Here is a 16,972-nt window from a genome sequence, read left to right on the forward strand (position 1 = left end):
TATAACTTTATCAGTAGCCTTTTTAGTGAGAGAGGGGTCTGAAGCACGTCTAGAATATTAGAAATATCAATGACAACACAAAAATAGGAGCGGAACAGAAACCCAAAATTGAAATTTGATTTCGTATTCTCGCCCCTATAAGTAAGGTTGACTAGATATTAGACTACTACTGTGCAATCGTTAATTTGTACTCATAGTATGCTGTATTTATGTTAACCATTTAATTCTAATGGATTAGGTCCAATTCTCTTATTTTCGTTTAATGCATCAATACGTTCCATTTGATCAGCTGTTAATGAGAAATCAAAGATATTAATATTTTCTTCTATTCTATGAGGTGTAATTGATTTAGGAATCGTCACGACACCATGTTCAATATTCCATCTAATAACAACTTGTGCTGGAGATTTTCCAATTTCTTCTGCAATCGCATTGATTGTTTCATCTGTTAAAATCTCCGCGTTCATTAATGGAGACCATGACTCCATGTATATAGATTCAGTATCTAAGTATGTTCTCAATTCTTGTTGTGTAAAGTAGGGATGAAATTCGACTTGATTGATGACAGGTTTAATAGAAGTTTGTGATTTCAACACTTCTAAATGGTCAATATTGAAGTTACTTACACCAATATTTTTAACTTTGCCTGATTCATATAAAGCCTCCATACCTTTCCAAGTTTCAATCATGACAGACTCATCTGTGCCCGGCCAATGAATGAGATAAAGATCTAAGTAGTCTAGACCTAAGTTATTTATAGAAGTTTGATATCCTTTTTCTACATTCTCTTTGCCAAAGCTATCAAACCAAAGTTTTGATGTGATAAATAAGTCTTCTCTTTGGATATCTGCTGCAACGATACCTTCTTGGATACCACGGCCCACCATTTCTTCGTTTCCGTAAACTAATGCGGCATCAATACTGCGATAGCCGTTAATAATTGCATGCTTCACTGCATCTTTTGCAGTGTCATCATTTTCTACTCTAAAAACGCCTAAACCAAGTTGAGGCATAGCATTGCCATTATGAAAATCAATATATTGCATAGTTGTTCTCCCTTTTCTGTTTTTGATTTAAAATTATTTTCAAATAATGTTTATATTAATTATATTACCGCTGATTGATTAGAAATGTAAGTACGCACTTTAAAGTAACCTAGGTATCTATTTTATGAATAATCATATTTTTAATTGATTTTTAAGATCGCTGTGATTATAATATAGGTATAAAAAATGCTACCATTTAGTTCACCAAAGCCCTCACTATTGGTTAGAATAGTGAGGGCTTTTTATGGTGTGGCTTACGTCATCGCCTATTGTTTTTCGCCACGCTTACGAAGCCATTGCGTAAACATGGCAATGATGCAACCACTGATGATTGTGGCTAAGACATTTATAAAAAATACTCCCATTCAGCTCACCTCCTCTCAACGTCTAAATTGACGCCTGAGAGATAGGCGACATCCATATTATATACTAGGAATTCTACGCTTTTATCATATGTTTGAGCTTGTCACTTTATCTTCAAATATTTCCTCAATTATACAAATTACAACGAATATCATTCTCAATTTATTTAATTTCTTCTTAAAATAACATATACATTGTATTTGAAAATCATTATACTTAAGAACATGTTTATTTTTAAATCAACAAGGAGTTAGGCAAAATGAGTATCATTAAAAGAGTATTTCGGAAAGAAGATTTATCCCGTTATCAAAATAAAGATTCAAATTTAGAACGTACACTTCGTGTGAGAGACTTTTTAGCATTAGGTGTCGGAACGATTGTATCGACTGCTATTTTCACACTACCAGGTGTTGTTGCTGCAGATCATACAGGACCAGCTGTAACACTTTCATTTTTAGTATCAGCTATAGTAGCGGCCCTCGTAGCTTTCGTATATGCAGAGATGGCTTCAGTGATGCCCTTCGCAGGTTCGGCTTATACTTGGATTAGTATATTATTTGGCGAGTTTTTTGGTTGGATAGTAGGGTGGGCGCTCATTGCAGAGTATATTATTGCAGTTTCTTTTGTAGCGTCAGGTTTTTCAGCCAATTTAAGAGGGCTTTTAGACCCCTTCCATATATCATTGCCAAACGCATTATCCAATTCACTTGGAACTAACGGTGGCATAATGGATATTATTGCAGCAATTGTAATTATTATCACAGCACTGTTGTTAGCGAGAGGTGCATCAGAAACAGCACGCGTACAAAATATCCTCGTTGTGTTAAAAATATTAGCGATTTTATTATTTCTTATTGTAGGTTTATCTGTTATTAATATTGGAAACTACATACCGTTTATTCCTGAATATAAGGAAACAGCGGCAGGCGCCTTTGGTGGTTGGCAAGGTATTTACGCAGGCAGCTCGGTTATTTTCATTGCTTATATCGGTTTTGATTCTATTGCAGCCAATTCTGGAGAAGCAATTAACCCACAGAAAACAATGCCTCGTGGTATCTTAGGATCACTACTCATCGCAGTTGGATTATTTGTTGCTGTAGCACTCGTATTAGTGGGTATGTTTGATTACTCAGCATACAAAGATAATGCAGAGCCAGTAGGTTGGGCATTACGTATGAGTGGACATGGCACAGTTGCTGTTATCGTGCAGGCTGTCTCAGTCATAGGTATGTTTACGGCACTTATTGGTATGATGCTTGCCGGTTCACGCTTACTTTATTCATTTGGCCGTGATGGCATCCTTCCGTCTTGGTTAGGAAAGTTAAATAAGAAGAATCAACCTAATCGTTCTTTAGTTATATTAACGATTGTGGCAGTAATTATCGGATCTGTATTTCCATTTGGATTTTTAGCGGAATTGATTTCAGCAGGTGCGCTCGTCGCATTTATGTTTGTGACAATTGGAATTTATGCATTACGTAAAAGAGAAGGTAAAGATTTACCAGAACCAGCATTTAAATTACCATTTTATCCTGTTATGCCGATATTTATATTTATCTGTGTATTTGCAGTGTTTTGGGGATTAAGCGGACAAGCCAAATTCTATACATTGATTTGGTTTATTATTGGTATTGTATATTATTTATTTTATGCCATTAAAATGAATGGTCAACAGAAATAAATAGCTAATTATTGGTAAATGTGTAAATACATATTTTACCTCTAGGCTCTATAAAACACATTACAAACCCCCTTCACTAGTAAGTAGAGTGAAGGGGGTTTATCAGTTTATCTAATGAAGTAATTTGTGTTCTAAGTGTAGTTGTTTTTTCAAGTGAACAACAGCGGAAAAACTCAGCTTGAATATGGCAACATACCCTAAATTTTGTTTGTGAAATAAACTCTAAAAAATTTTAAGTTGTTCTGAATATATTCGTTTTGTATCCACCAACTTCTAAATCGACTGAGAACATGTATCCTGCTATCGGTTCTTGACTTCTTTCATACTCATTTAATGGTGCTAATGCCGTAGTCATAAATAAAGTTTTTAAATTTTCTCCTCCAAATGCACAAGATGTAACGGTAGAAGTTGGTAAAGTAATACTGTTTGTCCATTTTTTCTGGAAAGGATCGATTTTTGCTACTTGGCCTCCTTTGAATAAAGCGACATACAACATGCCTTCCTGGTCTATAGTCATGCCGTCGGGTAAGCCATCTGATTCTTTAAAAGTATAAACAGTCTCTTCATTTGAAATTTGACCGGTTTTTGAATCATAATTAAATTGACTAACTGCTTGGTTAGCAGAATCAATATAGTACATAATGTTTCGAACAGGGTCCCAATCTAGCCCATTAGAAAGTGTTACTTTCTCTTTTGCTGTTTCAATATAAGAAAAATCCCTTTCTACGCGATAAAGCTTTGCGATTTGGCCATGAAATTCAGTTTGAGTGCTATCTTGGCTTTCTTTAAACAATCTAAAGTCATCGTTGACTGTACCTGCCCAAAGCCTACCTTGAGGGTCACACTTAGCATCATTTAAAAGTATTTTGTTATTTAAATCCACTGGTTTGAAAACCTCTTTTAATGATTCTTTTTCTAAATCATACAGATAAAACCCATCTTTCATAATCACTATAAGTTCATTCTGTGAATATTTTGCAAGTGACATTGGAGATTTTTGAAGTTGGTAAAAAGTATATTGATTAGATTGAGGATAATATGCACGAATTTTATTTTCTACATTGTCTATCCAAAATAAGCATTGATTTTCGTCGTCCCATAAAGGGCCTTCTGCAAAAGTTGATTGTACGCTTTCTTGTAGTAATTTAGCTTGCATGATGCTCCTCCTAATTTTTTCTATAAAAGTGTCTTATAGGAAAATCACCTTATAGTAAACAGATTGTTGATATATGAAAACACCTAAAAAGGTTTCTAATCTTATATTATCAATATTTAATCTTGAATTACCAATATTACTAGGTAACACATAGCAAAGTTGTTTATAATTTTTCTAATAGAATTTCGTCGTCACACCCCGGCACGGCTGACTAAAAAATGGAATACAAGAGCTTCAGCTCTTGCATAAGAACTACTTGTCTTCATAAATGAACTAGTAGTTCTTTAAAAGCTTGATATCAGCGCATTTTCAATTCAGTCAGCCACTGCCAATATAACTACATAACAATGACGAATAAAAAGCAATTAATAGGTTATTAAACCCACCCCAAATTGGGTTGGGTTTCTATTTCACTTAATGTGATGAGCCAAAAACGTTAAGTGAAATAACACCGATTAAAATTAAGGCTATAGATAAAATGCTCATCAAATTAACGCTTTCTTTGAAGATAATGACTGATACCAATGTTGTTAAAACAAGGCCTAAACCAGCCCAGCTAGCGTAAGTAATATTTAAAGGTAAATGTTGCAATGTTTTACTAAGAAAGTAAAAACAAACACCAAATGAAATAATGGTTCCTAACGTGGGATAAAGTTTTGAAAATCCGTCTGATGTTTTTAAAAATGAACTTCCTACAACTTCTGTAGCGATAGAAAGTATTAAATATAAATATGGCATATATGTTTCTCCTTTTTGTGTTATTTAATCAAGCATATACGCTATTCTTTAGTATTTTAAGTCTTGTATTTTGTTAATGATTTGCGAGGTATGTAAGTATTTAGTCATAAATTCTATATAAGTCATCAAAACGTAATATTAAAAATACTTATAGGTATCAGTTATACTATGTTTATATAAATAAAAATATAAGGGGGAAGTATGAATGAAAGTAGGTATTATTGGTGCACATGGGAATATCGGATTACGTTTAGGGACAATCCTTACTGATCTCGGTGTTGAAACTGTAGGATTTATCCGTAAAGAAGAACAGGCAAGTAAGCTTGAATCGATGGGTGTGAAACCTGAATTTGCAGATATTATTGACACGCCTGTTGATGAATATAGCAAATTATTACAAGGCATAGATGCGCTAGTATTCTCTGCGGGCGCAGGAGGTGCTGGTGAAGAAATCACTAAAAAAATTGACGGTGAAGGCGTCGAGAAGATGATTAAAGCTGCTAAAAATGCTGGAGTAAAACGTTTTATACTTGTATCTGCATTTCCAGATGCGTTGAGAGACGAAAATATGCCAGCTAGTTTTGAATTCTATATGAAGATGAAACGCAAAGCAGATGTAGATCTTGTGAATTCTGGACTCAATTGGACAATTATTCGTCCAGGTACTTTAACAGATGAACCTGGGAAAGGACATGTGACAATTGGATCAGCAATAGAATATGGAGATGTATCTCGAGACAATGTAGCAGCCGTCATTGTAGAGTTATTAAACAATGATGAAACGTCTCAATTAATATTGGAACTTACGGATGGTAATGTTCCAATAAAAGAAGCTGTAGAAAATCAAAGACGTCCACTCGAATGATTTTCAAAAACACGCTAATACAAGGTAAATTAAATTTATACTTCAATTCAAGTAAGTATTAAGTCTAAGTAGTAAATAATTTTATATATAAACATGAATTAAATACGAAAGCTTTTGAATAGCCTTAATAGAGCAACATGTTATTACATGTTGCTTTTTGTGTAAGTAAAAATACGTATTAGGTAACATATATAACTTTTTAATTAATAAATACATTTGTTATAAGCATAGTTAGACCAAAGTAAATATAAAGCGGTCTAACTTTATTTTTTTCTAATATAGGGCATTGAAAATATTGTAGTTATCTTATTCTTTGAAACTTCTGACTTGTCACGATTTATGTATAAATATCATGAACTTATGATAGCCGCATAAATTAGTGCAATTATTTCTATCATATTTTTAATCTCTCAGATATATTTGATAGTTTAGTTATTGACATTCTTTTGTAACTTAAAGCCAAAACAAATATTTTAAAAAATAAATTATAATTAAGTTAACATGATTCATCTAATATAAATACTGCCATGTAATTCTCACTAAAAACTTGCTCTGTGAAAGTGTCCACTATATATTATTTCAAATAACAATCTCTTTAGGCCTCCATTTAAGTCGATATATTTTTTTGAAAGTTGTTTTTTTAATACAAAATTAACGCTATATAGTATTTATGTATAAAAATATAGTTCTCTTAAATATTTAATTTTTTCATAAGATTAAAACTTTGACTTTTCAGAATTTTTGGAGTAATCTACGTTTTTGGCACCGTTTACATACTATATAGAAAGAGGTAAGCAAATGGATATTGAAGTGTTGAAGGATTATGTTAACAATGGTCAACTTTCAGTAGGCATTGAATTTGGTTCGACAAGAATTAAGACTGTAGCAATTGACCCCGATTGCAATACAGTTGCTACAGGTTCTTATGAATGGCAAAATCAATATGAAAATGGCTACTGGACCTATTCAATGAATGATGTTTGGATAGGCATTCAAAAAAGTTATAACGAAATGGCTCAAAAAATTAAAAATCAATGTGATAAACATATCACTAAATTGTCATCTTTAGGCATTAGTGGGATGATGCATGGTTATTTAGTTTTTGATGAAAATGATGACTTATTAGTACCTTTTAGAACATGGAGAAATAACAATGCGAACGAAGCTGCTAAATTATTACGAAATGATTTTAATGTAAACATCCCTGAACGTTGGAGTATTGCCCAACTTTATCAATCAGCTTTAAACAAGGAAGCTCATATAGCCAAAGTAAATTATATGACAACGCTAGCAGGTTATGTTCATTGGTATTTAACAGATAAAAAAGTATTAGGTATCGGCGATGCATCTGGTATGTTTCCAATTAATACTGATAAAAAAGAGTTGCGCGAAGATTTAATGGAACGATTTAACACACTATTTCAAGGATTAGGCTATCAACAAGATATCAAAGATATTTTGCCAGAAGTAATTGTAGCAGGTGAGTCAGCAGGATATTTAACAGAAACAGGTGCTAAATTGATTGACCCTAATGGCCAACTGAAATCAGGTTGCCCAATGTGTGCTCCTGAGTCAGACGCAGCTACGGGTATGGTTGCTACGAACAGTGTCGCTCCTAAAACAGGTAATGTTTCAGCAGGAACAAGTATCTTCTCCATGATTGTATTAGAGCAACCAATCAAAAATGTATACCCCGAAGTAGATATAGTAACAACTCCCGATGGTTATGATGTTGCTATGATTCATGCGAATAATTGTACTTCTGATATCAATGCATGGATTGGACTTTTTGAAGATGTATTTAGAATAATGAATGTGAAATACGATAAAAATGAGTTATTTACAAAGTTATTTGAAAGCGCTTTTAATGGAGATGAAGATCTAGGAAAACTATTATCATACGGATACATCTCAGGTGAATTTATCACAGATGTAAAACAAGGCTATCCAATGTTTTTACGTCATGTTGATAGTGAATTTAATATAGAAAACTTTATGAAAACACATATTTTTAGTGCATTTAGTACTTTGAAGATAGGTATTGATTTATTAAAAGAAAAAGAAAATATTCAAATAGACAGCATGTTAGGTCATGGAGGTATTTTTAAAACAGAAAAAGTAGCGCAATCGTTTTTAGCAGCTGCATTAGAAAGTTCTGTTAGTGTGATGAAGACAGCAAGCGAAGGCGGTGCATGGGGGATAGCTGTTTTAGCACGATATTTGGTAGAAGAACAGCAGAATAATTTAACCGATTATTTAAGTATCCACGCTTTTAAACTTACTGAGCAATTTACTATAGAACCTAACGAGAATGATATAAAGAGCTTTAAAAAATACATTCAACGTTTCAAATCATCTCTTCAACTGGAACAGCAAGTAGATGAACACGCTTAATTTAAGTGTTAGTTACAGTGAATAAAGCATATTTTAATACGTAGGAGAGATTAGTGTGGAATCATTAAATGCAGATAAGCCGAAGCAATTTTTAGGTTTACCCAGAACTTTGATTTGGGGTTATGTTGCAATAGCCATCTTTATGACAGGTGATGGAATAGAACAGGCCTTTTTATCTAAGTACATTGTTAATATTGGATTTGAAGCCCATCAAGCTTCGACCATTTTAACGATTTACGGCTTAGTAGTAGCAATCGCATCATGGCTTTCTGGTATTTTAGCAGAAATTTTCAGTCCTAGAAAAATTATGATATTGGCCTTCATTATTTGGATTGTCTTTCATGTTGGTTTCTTGACTTTAGGTATAGAACAACATAGTTATACAATGATGCTCATCATGTATGGTATCCGTGGCTTCGCATATCCAATGTTTATTTACAGTTTCGTTGTGTGGATTACATATTCAGCACCACGACATCGTTTGGCTTCTGCGATGGGATGGTTTTGGGCCATGTACTCTGTTGGTATAGGTTTCCTAGGAACATATATACCTAGCTTTTCAATTCCCTGGATTGGCTTTATGGGAACATTGTGGTCATCGATAATCTTTATTTTAATCGGTGGATTGATGGCGATGTTCTTAGTTAAAGATAAAAAAGGTAAAGACAAGGAAGCTGATAAATTAACACCAAAAGAAATGTTAATTGAATTTGCTAGAGGTATTACCATTTTGAAAAATCCTCAAATAGCAATTGCAAGTGTTGTTAGAACGATTAATCAATTAGCCCTCTTTGGCTTAGTCGTTATTATGCCGATTGTATTTACAGACACTGTAGGATTTACAACATCAGAATGGTTACGTATATGGGGCCTCATGTACATTGTAACTATTTTCACTAATCTATTTTGGGGTGTTGTTGGTGATAAAATCGGTTGGGTTAGACAAGTCCGGTGGTTTGGATGTATAGGTATGGTTATTTCAACATTAGCCTTTTATTACTTACCTATTTGGACAGGACCTAATATTTGGATTGCTGGCAGTGTGGCTGTTGTGTTCGGTTTTGCTGTTGCAGCTTTTGTACCGATGTCTGCGATCTTCCCTATTTTAGAACCTAATCACAAAGGTGCTGCGGTCTCCATTCATAATTTGTCCGCAGGCTTAAGTAACTTCATTGGCCCTGCTATTGCAACAATAACAGTTCCTATAGCAGGACCTGAATTAACCATTTGGACATATGCAATTATTTATTTTATAGGATTTATTTTAACGTTCTTTATGAAAGTTAACCAACCTAATCATTAATTAAAGAAAGGTGATATATTATGACAAACATTTTAGAACAATTTAAATTAGATGAAAAAGTAGCAATCGTAACAGGAGGCGCTATGGGGCTAGGTAAATCAATGGCTACAGCATTAGCGCAAGCAGGTTCACATATAGTTATTGCAGATATTAATATAGCAGTAGCTGAAGAAACAGCTGAAGAAATTAAGAAAAATGAAAATGTTGAAGCAATAGGAGTAAAAGTTGATGTCACAGACCCTGATGCAGTTAATAAAATGGTCGAGGATGTTTTAGAGCAATTTGGTAAAGTTGATATTTTAGTTAATAATGCGGGGATGACAATTAACGCAAAAGCAGAAGATATGTCATTTGAGGATTGGAATAAGGTCATTAATTTAAACTTAAATGGAATCTTTTTAGTAGCACAAGCTGTTGGCCGTGTCATGATTAAACAAGGATATGGTTCAATCATTAATACATCTTCAATGTCAGGTTTAATTGCTAATAAACCTCAAGAGCAAAGTTCTTATAATGCTTCAAAAGCTGGAGTTATCATGTTAACGAAAAGTTTAGCAATGGAATGGTCAAAATATAATATAAAAGTTAATACTATTGCACCTGGCTACATGAAAACAGAACTAACAAAACCATTCTTTGATCAAGGCGGAGAAATGATTGAAGATTGGATGGGCTTCACACCAATGGGGCGTCCTGGTATGCCAGACGAACTTGGTGGTATCGTTGTTTATTTAGCTTCAGATGCATCTTCATTTGCGCAAGGTAGTGTATTTACTATTGACGGTGGTTATACGGCACTTTAATTCAACTCTTACGGGACAAGTAATAGTGGAAGACTACAGGCTGAAGCGGAGCCATTGGAAAGCGTTAACAAATTAATTTAGACAGTAAAAGGTAGCTCATAGAGTTGCCTTTTTATTTGGATTGACGTCTCAAGTAAATATAAATATTATCGTTTTCATTTATAAACCGATACAATTACCTTAATTATGGTTAAAGGGGAATTTACAATGGATATTAAACTGATTGTTGCGGACATGGATGGAACATTTTTAAATAAGGATAGCCAATTTAATAGTGAATCGTTCCAATTATTAAAAGAAAATTGCGAGAAACACAACATTCGGTTTGTGTTTTGTACGGGTAAACAGTGTGAGCGTGTCGAGAGTATTATTGGGGATTTAGCACAAGATACGTTTATCGTAGGAGATAGCGCAACAAGAATTAAATTTAACGGTGATTTTATTTATAATGCCACAATTGAGAATAAGAAAGCTAAAGAAATTATTCAAGTGATTAAAGATATAGATCCAACGCAAACAGTACTTGCATGCACCGCATCAGGTGCGTATGTCTTAAAAGATACACAAGAATCAGAGAAGAGATTGGTACATGGCTCGTTCCAAAATGTAATTTATATTAATAATTATGATGAAATTGAAGAAGATATTTTGAAAATTTCTGTACACGATGCTACGGGTAAGTGTAAAGAGACTGCAAATCAAATTAAGCATTATGAGTCGGAGGTTTACATCATCGCATCTGATGAAGAATGGATAGATATTGCAGATTTAGGGGTTAACAAAGGAACGACCATTAACCGAATTCAAAGTTTACTGCAAATCAGCCCAGCAGAAACAATTGCATTTGGTGATGGATTAAATGATATTGATTTATTTAAAGCAGCGAAATATAAAGTGGCCATGGATAATGCTTACCCAGAGTTGAAAGCAGAGGCCAATTTAATAGCCATAAATAATAATGCTGATGGCGTAGTACAAACATTGAATTTATTATTAAATTTTAAATAATAAAAATATATAATAGTTTTTAACATTAAGTAGTTGCTTATGTGATATTATCTATCTAGTGCATATGTTTTTTAAATATATGAAGTATATAAGATGGAGGCATAGAACATCATGAGTACGAAGCAACAATCGGGCAACAAATTAATCTTAGCTATTGTATTAAGTGTATTAACGTATTGGCTGTTTGCTCAATCGTTTATAAATATATCTACCCCAGTGCAACAAACATATCAAACAACGCCTGGTATTATTAACTTATCAGTGAGTATCACATCTTTCGCAACTGGTATCTTTATGGTGGGCGCAGGTGATGTGTCAGACAAAATCGGCCGACTCAAAATGACCTATTTAGGTATCATTTTAAGTATTATCGCCTCATTATTAATTATTATTTCTGATATTACGGCACTGCTTATTATAGGAAGAATCATTCAAGGTATATCAGCAGCCATACTCTTACCTGCAACAGTAGGTGTGTTAAAAGATCAATTTGAAGGTAAGGATTTACGTAAAGCGATTAGTTACTTAATGATTGGTACTGTTGGAGGCGTAGGTATTGCTTCATTGGTTGGTGGATTTATCGCTACATATATCAATTGGCAGTCTAATTTCATCTTGTCTATTATCATCGCTATCATAGCATTTGTGCTATTACTTGGTACGAAAGAAGAAGCAAAGGAAGTTATCGATAAGCGACCATTCGATTATATAGGTATGTTGATCTTTGCCGTTTTAATAGGGAGCATCACCTTATTTGCAACGCAAGGCTTTGAACAAGGCTGGACGAGTCCTTTTTCAATTATTTGTGCTAGTGTATTTATTATTTCTGTAATTGCATTTTACTTTTTTGAACGTCGAAAACGTACCCCATTCATTGATTTCGCATTATTCCGTAACCGCGGGCTCGTTGGGTCCTCTGTGGTTAACTTCGTGCTTAATACAGGTATAGGTACGACTACGGTATTTAATATATATGCTCAGACGGAATTGGGCTTAACGCCGTTTCAATCTGGTTTAGTTACAGTGCCGTATGTCATCATGGCAGTGTTAATGATTCGCTTAGGTGAAAAAATATCACTGCGTCATGGCGGTAAACCAATGTTACTTGTAGGGCCATTATTTCCTGCAATAGGCATTATTTTCATTAGTTTAACGGTATTACCATCTGACTGGTATATCGCAGCTGTGACATTTGGTTTTGTTATTTGTGCTATCGGTAATGGTTTATGTGCGACGCCTGGTTTAACTGTAGCTATTTTAACGATTCCAGATGAAAAGATCGGTCTAGCTTCAGGCCTGTATAAAATGACTTCTACACTAGGCGGGGCGTTTGGCATTGCAATGAATACTACAATATTTGCGGCGGTACAAGTGACACATAGTGCAAGTGTCGCAGCGACTTGGTCTTTGATGGCCGGTATGACTTTAATGATCATTGGTGTGATTTTAGCGCAGATTATTATACCGAAAAATATAAAAGCTTAAACAGTACGCGAAAAAGGGAGTGGGACAGAAATCTAATTTTTTCAATAAAATTTCGTCGTCCCACCCCGGCACAGCTGACTAGAACTGAAAAAAGCTTGATATAAGCGCATTTTCAATTCAGTCAGCCACTGCCAATATAAAAATTGAGGCTGAGACATGTGATATGTCCCAGCCTCTTTTTGATATTATATTTTACAATTGGTTACCTTCATTGGGAATAGGATGATTCTTGAAAATTTTAGCTAAATGTATTGTATTATAGGCGAGCATTTCGACATGTTTTTTAGTAAATTCATTAACGTGCTCAATGTCTAAATAAGAAGGGCCTGGACCTGCTTCGCCAACCCAATAAGCGTCAACATTTGGAGGTATTGTTAAGCCAATATGAGATAGGGCATATAGGATTGAGGCCGCGGCATTTTTTGCGCCGTCTTCATTACCAGTAATAATGGCACCGCCCACTTTATTATAAAAAATGGATTGACCGTCTTCATTGGTTAAACTTGTACTTCCATAAAGGCGTTCAATGGCAAGTGTTGCGATACTACTTTTCTCACCTAACCATAAAGGTGTACCAATAATTAAAATATCTGCATTTTTAATTTTTTCTAAAATGAGGGGCCATTCGTCGCCGTCACCCATATCATCAGAGATGCCATAGGAAATATTATAATCACTTAATCGAATCATCTCACTATCTACATTTTCTTTACGATAGATGTCAGTGACTTCCTTCGCTAACCCTTCTGTATTGGATATTTCATCGCCATGTTTTAGCGATGCATTTAAAATAATTGCTTTCAATGTCATAACTTAACCTCCATTTTTATCTTTTCACTTTGAATAATAGAGAGAAGTAATAACTCATTTTATTGTATTAGGGCTAGTTGTTATATAAAAATGGGTTATAAAATTTTTTAGAGCTTTGTTCAGAATCTTTTTCGCAATAATACCAATTTTTACAGTCATAATTAGAATCTTTCATTTGTTTTTTAGCATCTTCTAACGTTTCTGGTGGGGTAGCTAATAAATTATCTCCCTTTTTCCAATTAGCAGGTGTGTTATCTCCTGTTTCATCAGAAATCTTAATCGCTCTAGTAACACGTAAGAGTTCATCGATATTACGGCCGGTAGTCATTGGATAGTAAATCATAGCGCGGACCACAGCATCGTCATCGATAATGAATACTGCTCTTGAGCTTTCTGTATTACCCGATTCAGGTGCCAACATACCATAGGTTTCTGATATCACCTTGTTGGAATCTGAAATTAGTGGGAACTCAATTTGTACATCAAAAGACTCTTCGATGCTGTTTAACCATGCCACATGTGAGGCAAGACTATCTACACTTAAACCAACCAGTTTCACACCTAAATCTTGAAATTCCGAATACTGGTTTTGTAACGCTACAAACTCCGAAGTGCAAACTGGCGTAAAATCAGCTGGATGTGCAAATAAAATCATCCAGTCATTTTTGTAATCATCTAAAGTTATTTCCCCTTGTGTGGATTGCCCTTTAAAAAACGGGGCTTTTTCGCCAATACGTGGCAGACGTTTTGTGTCGGAATGTAAATCTGAATTAAGTGGCATGTACATCACCTACAGTTGAAGAATGGTTGAAAAACTTCACTTGCATTTTATTTATATTTAAATTAAATAAGGGGTTAGTTTGATCACCAACGATTTTGAATTCTGTCTTAAGATAAGAATTATTTTTCGCAAATGAATATTTCACTATATATTTATCGCCATCTTTAAAATACTCGTATTTGTAAAAAGTAGTTACTAAACGTGTGAGTTTTTTTAAGTATCTATCTTTTATATAACGATTTACACCAAGACGTCCGGTTTTTATATATAGGTTTTTTCTTAAAAGAGATAAATCTTTAGAGCATAATAAACTACAAAATAACTCTGGGTCTTTTTTAATAATACTTTTTATAAAATCTTCTATACATTGTTCAATTTTCATAATTATCACACCTAAACTTTGAATTTTATATCGTAGCTTTGGAATTGAAAATTTAAAACTGCAATGGAAATTGTTAAAAAGGTTAAAAAAGTCGTTTATACAAAAGGAATATATTGAGTCGTTTATTTATAGACACGAATTTTTAAAATAATATCGTAGATTGAGGAAATGTGCTTATTTTTATAACATTATAAAATGTTCAGTATAGTGTATATATTCCACTATTTTAATATATTAAACTTTTCGCAATAAATACGTATTATATTAATTGTTTTGTGTAGCAATTAAAAATGCTCCCCAATTCTTTGTGAATTGGGGAGACATTATTTATTAGATGAAATCTTTGTTTTGTTTAAGGTTTTAAAATCACTTTAATATTATTATCTTTTTTCTGATCGAAAATTTCATAAGCTTCTGCCGCTTTATCTAATGGCATAGTATGTGTAAGAATGTCAGTTGGATCAAATGTACCTTCGCGAATCATCTCGTATAATTTAGGCATAAGATGAATCACTGGCGCTTGACCTGTCTTAACTTGGACATTACGGTTGAAAATCAAATTGAGTGGGAAATCATCAGCTGGCGTGGCATAGATACCTGTTAATTGAATCGTACCGAATTTACTTACAGCTTCTGCGGCAGTATCAATGGGACTGATTGTGCCACGTTGTGCAGAATCCGGACTCAAGTCACGTTCAGATGCTTTGACTTGTCCATCCATACCTACACAATCAATTACGATATCCGCACCGCCATGTGTAGTATCACGCAGTAACTTACCGATTTCTTTTTCTTTATCAAAATTATAGATTTCGACTTGGTTATATTCTTTGGCATGTTGCAGTCTGTGCTCAATATTATCTACAGCGATGATACGTTTCGCACCTTTAAGTTTTGCGAATTTTTGTGCCATAAGGCCAATTGGACCACAACCTAAGATGACAACTGTATCACCTGATTTAACACCAGAATGTTCTACACTCCAATATGCAGTAGGTGCGACATCAGATAAAAATAAAACATCTTCATCTTTCATATCATTATCTGGAACGATAAACGAAGAAAATTCTGCATAAGGGACTCTTAAATATTCAGCTTGGCCGCCCCAATGGTTACCATGCATACTGCCGAAACCAAACAAACCACCATTATCCATTTGCCAATTCGCTTGCTCTTGATTTGAATTATCACACTGTGATTCCATTTCGTGATTGCAATAGTAACAATCACCACAGCCTATATTAAAAGGAATCACTACACGATCACCTTTTTTGAGTTTTTTAACGTCTTTACCAACTTCTTCAACAATGCCCATTGGCTCGTGGCCAATGACAAACCCTGGGTCCATCATTAAATCACCTTGATGATATAAATGTAAATCAGAACCACAGATGCCCGATGCTGTTATTTTAATAATAGCGTCTGTTGAATCTTCAATCTTTGGGTCATTGACTTGCTTAACTTCCATTTGTTTTTGACCTTGAAAAGTAACAGCTTTCATAAATAACGCCTCACAATTTTCATAGAATTTCTCGTGATCAAGTGGCATAAATATAATCTGTTTCTTTCAATATATTCCCGTCGCCTATATGACTAAACTTTATGGAAGTATAAAGAAGGAGAATGTTATAGTTTGTTTGTTGAGTATTGAAATAAATATGAGTGATTTGGTATGTCAGGCACAAGTAGACAAGCAACATTTGGAGGTATCATGTGTAAATGACTTAAGACTGTAGAGTAAGAAAATCAGAGAAAGCGATAAAACAATCATTTTTGTAATTACTGAAAGAAGTACATTTTGAAGATACCAACGTGCAACACATTATTGTTTTAGTAGATATTAATCGAGCTACATTTTATGCGTGTTATGTAGATAAATATGATTTATTAGAAAGTATGGAAAATGAAAAAATAGATGCGCTTCAAACATTATAGGAATGCGGTAGAAGCACCAAAAGCACTGAAGAAATTATATATAAGAGAACAGTTGGGGTAGCGAGCACCTATGAATTAGGGCGATCGGGTTATCTATGGACTTTCTATTCATTATTTGTATTATAACATCATAGTGTAGAGGGGTGAAAGATGATAGGCTATCTAAGACTTTTGTTTAAGTTATATTATGTATAATTACATGTTAATATTACGTAGATTGAA

16 protein-coding genes are annotated in these 16,972 nt (G+C 34.0%); 8 read left to right on the forward strand and 8 right to left on the reverse strand.

The window, feature by feature from the left end; translation table 11 throughout:
• Window positions 1–212: 212 nt before the first annotated feature.
• Both M4L39_RS01310 and M4L39_RS01315 read right to left on the reverse strand, forming a co-directional pair.
• The gene (locus tag M4L39_RS01310; protein ID WP_277580374.1) at window positions 213–1,046 is read right to left on the reverse strand and encodes an aldo/keto reductase; all 834 of its coding nucleotides are present in this window, start codon (window positions 1,044–1,046) and stop codon (window positions 213–215) included.
• A 266-nt stretch (window positions 1,047–1,312) separates the two neighbouring features.
• Window positions 1,313–1,411, reverse strand: a complete 99-nt coding sequence (locus tag M4L39_RS01315; RefSeq protein ID WP_277580375.1) for a type I toxin-antitoxin system Fst family toxin — start codon at window positions 1,409–1,411, stop codon at window positions 1,313–1,315.
• A gap of 257 nt (window positions 1,412–1,668) precedes the next feature.
• Here M4L39_RS01315 and M4L39_RS01320 point away from each other — a divergent pair, with 257 nt between their 5' ends.
• A complete protein-coding gene (locus M4L39_RS01320; RefSeq protein WP_277580376.1) occupies window positions 1,669–3,090 on the forward strand; it encodes an APC family permease in 1,422 nt (473 codons plus the stop codon).
• Between the two features lie 232 nt (window positions 3,091–3,322).
• Here M4L39_RS01320 and M4L39_RS01325 read toward each other — a convergent pair whose 3' ends face one another.
• Together M4L39_RS01325 and qac are read right to left on the reverse strand one after the other, a co-directional pair.
• Entirely contained in the window at window positions 3,323–4,246 is a 924-nt protein-coding gene (locus tag M4L39_RS01325) for an SMP-30/gluconolactonase/LRE family protein (RefSeq protein ID WP_277580377.1), read from the reverse strand.
• A gap of 414 nt (window positions 4,247–4,660) precedes the next feature.
• On the reverse strand, window positions 4,661–4,984 hold the full coding sequence (qac, locus tag M4L39_RS01330; protein ID WP_277580378.1) for a QacCGHJ group quaternary ammonium compound efflux SMR transporter: 324 nt from the start codon (window positions 4,982–4,984) through the stop codon (window positions 4,661–4,663).
• Window positions 4,985–5,189: 205 nt separating this feature from the next.
• On the opposite strand from qac, the gene M4L39_RS01335 reads away from it, so the two are divergent.
• From M4L39_RS01335 to M4L39_RS01360, 6 genes are all read left to right on the forward strand, one after another.
• Window positions 5,190–5,849 (forward strand): SDR family oxidoreductase, encoded by a 660-nt coding sequence (locus tag M4L39_RS01335; protein ID WP_277580379.1) that lies wholly within the window; start codon window positions 5,190–5,192, stop codon window positions 5,847–5,849.
• 798 nt (window positions 5,850–6,647) lie between these two features.
• Window positions 6,648–8,243, forward strand: coding sequence for a xylulokinase (locus tag M4L39_RS01340; RefSeq protein WP_277580556.1), 1,596 nt, complete (start codon window positions 6,648–6,650; stop codon window positions 8,241–8,243).
• 55 nt (window positions 8,244–8,298) lie between these two features.
• Window positions 8,299–9,546, forward strand: coding sequence for an MFS transporter (locus M4L39_RS01345; RefSeq protein ID WP_277580380.1), 1,248 nt, complete (start codon window positions 8,299–8,301; stop codon window positions 9,544–9,546).
• Between the two features lie 20 nt (window positions 9,547–9,566).
• Entirely contained in the window at window positions 9,567–10,349 is a 783-nt protein-coding gene (locus M4L39_RS01350) for an SDR family NAD(P)-dependent oxidoreductase (RefSeq protein WP_277580381.1), read from the forward strand.
• A 207-nt stretch (window positions 10,350–10,556) separates the two neighbouring features.
• Window positions 10,557–11,357 carry a Cof-type HAD-IIB family hydrolase gene (locus M4L39_RS01355; protein WP_277580382.1) on the forward strand — a complete coding sequence of 267 codons (801 nt, stop codon included), beginning with the start codon at window positions 10,557–10,559 and terminating at the stop codon, window positions 11,355–11,357.
• A 111-nt stretch (window positions 11,358–11,468) separates the two neighbouring features.
• Complete coding sequence (locus tag M4L39_RS01360; protein WP_277580383.1) at window positions 11,469–12,842, forward strand: MFS transporter; 1,374 nt, start codon at window positions 11,469–11,471, stop codon at window positions 12,840–12,842.
• 192 nt (window positions 12,843–13,034) lie between these two features.
• On the opposite strand, the gene M4L39_RS01365 is transcribed toward M4L39_RS01360, so the two are convergent.
• The 4 genes from M4L39_RS01365 to M4L39_RS01380 form a co-directional block, all read right to left on the reverse strand.
• Complete coding sequence (locus tag M4L39_RS01365; RefSeq protein ID WP_277580384.1) at window positions 13,035–13,652, reverse strand: flavodoxin family protein; 618 nt, start codon at window positions 13,650–13,652, stop codon at window positions 13,035–13,037.
• Window positions 13,653–13,725: 73 nt separating this feature from the next.
• The gene (locus tag M4L39_RS01370; protein WP_277580385.1) at window positions 13,726–14,433 is read right to left on the reverse strand and encodes a peroxiredoxin; all 708 of its coding nucleotides are present in this window, start codon (window positions 14,431–14,433) and stop codon (window positions 13,726–13,728) included.
• Window positions 14,423–14,815: a hypothetical protein gene (locus M4L39_RS01375; protein ID WP_277580386.1), complete on the reverse strand. Its 393-nt coding sequence runs from the start codon at window positions 14,813–14,815 to the stop codon at window positions 14,423–14,425. The genes M4L39_RS01370 and M4L39_RS01375 overlap by 11 nt, the downstream gene beginning before the upstream one ends.
• A gap of 352 nt (window positions 14,816–15,167) precedes the next feature.
• Window positions 15,168–16,316 carry an alcohol dehydrogenase catalytic domain-containing protein gene (locus tag M4L39_RS01380; protein ID WP_277580557.1) on the reverse strand — a complete coding sequence of 383 codons (1,149 nt, stop codon included), beginning with the start codon at window positions 16,314–16,316 and terminating at the stop codon, window positions 15,168–15,170.
• Between the two features lie 311 nt (window positions 16,317–16,627).
• On the opposite strand from M4L39_RS01380, the gene M4L39_RS01385 reads away from it, so the two are divergent.
• On the forward strand, window positions 16,628–16,750 hold the full coding sequence (locus tag M4L39_RS01385; RefSeq protein WP_277580387.1) for a hypothetical protein: 123 nt from the start codon (window positions 16,628–16,630) through the stop codon (window positions 16,748–16,750).
• Window positions 16,751–16,972: the final 222 nt, after the last annotated feature.

This window comes from Staphylococcus equorum, from assembly GCF_029531845.1.
Classification (GTDB): domain Bacteria; phylum Bacillota; class Bacilli; order Staphylococcales; family Staphylococcaceae; genus Staphylococcus; species Staphylococcus equorum_C.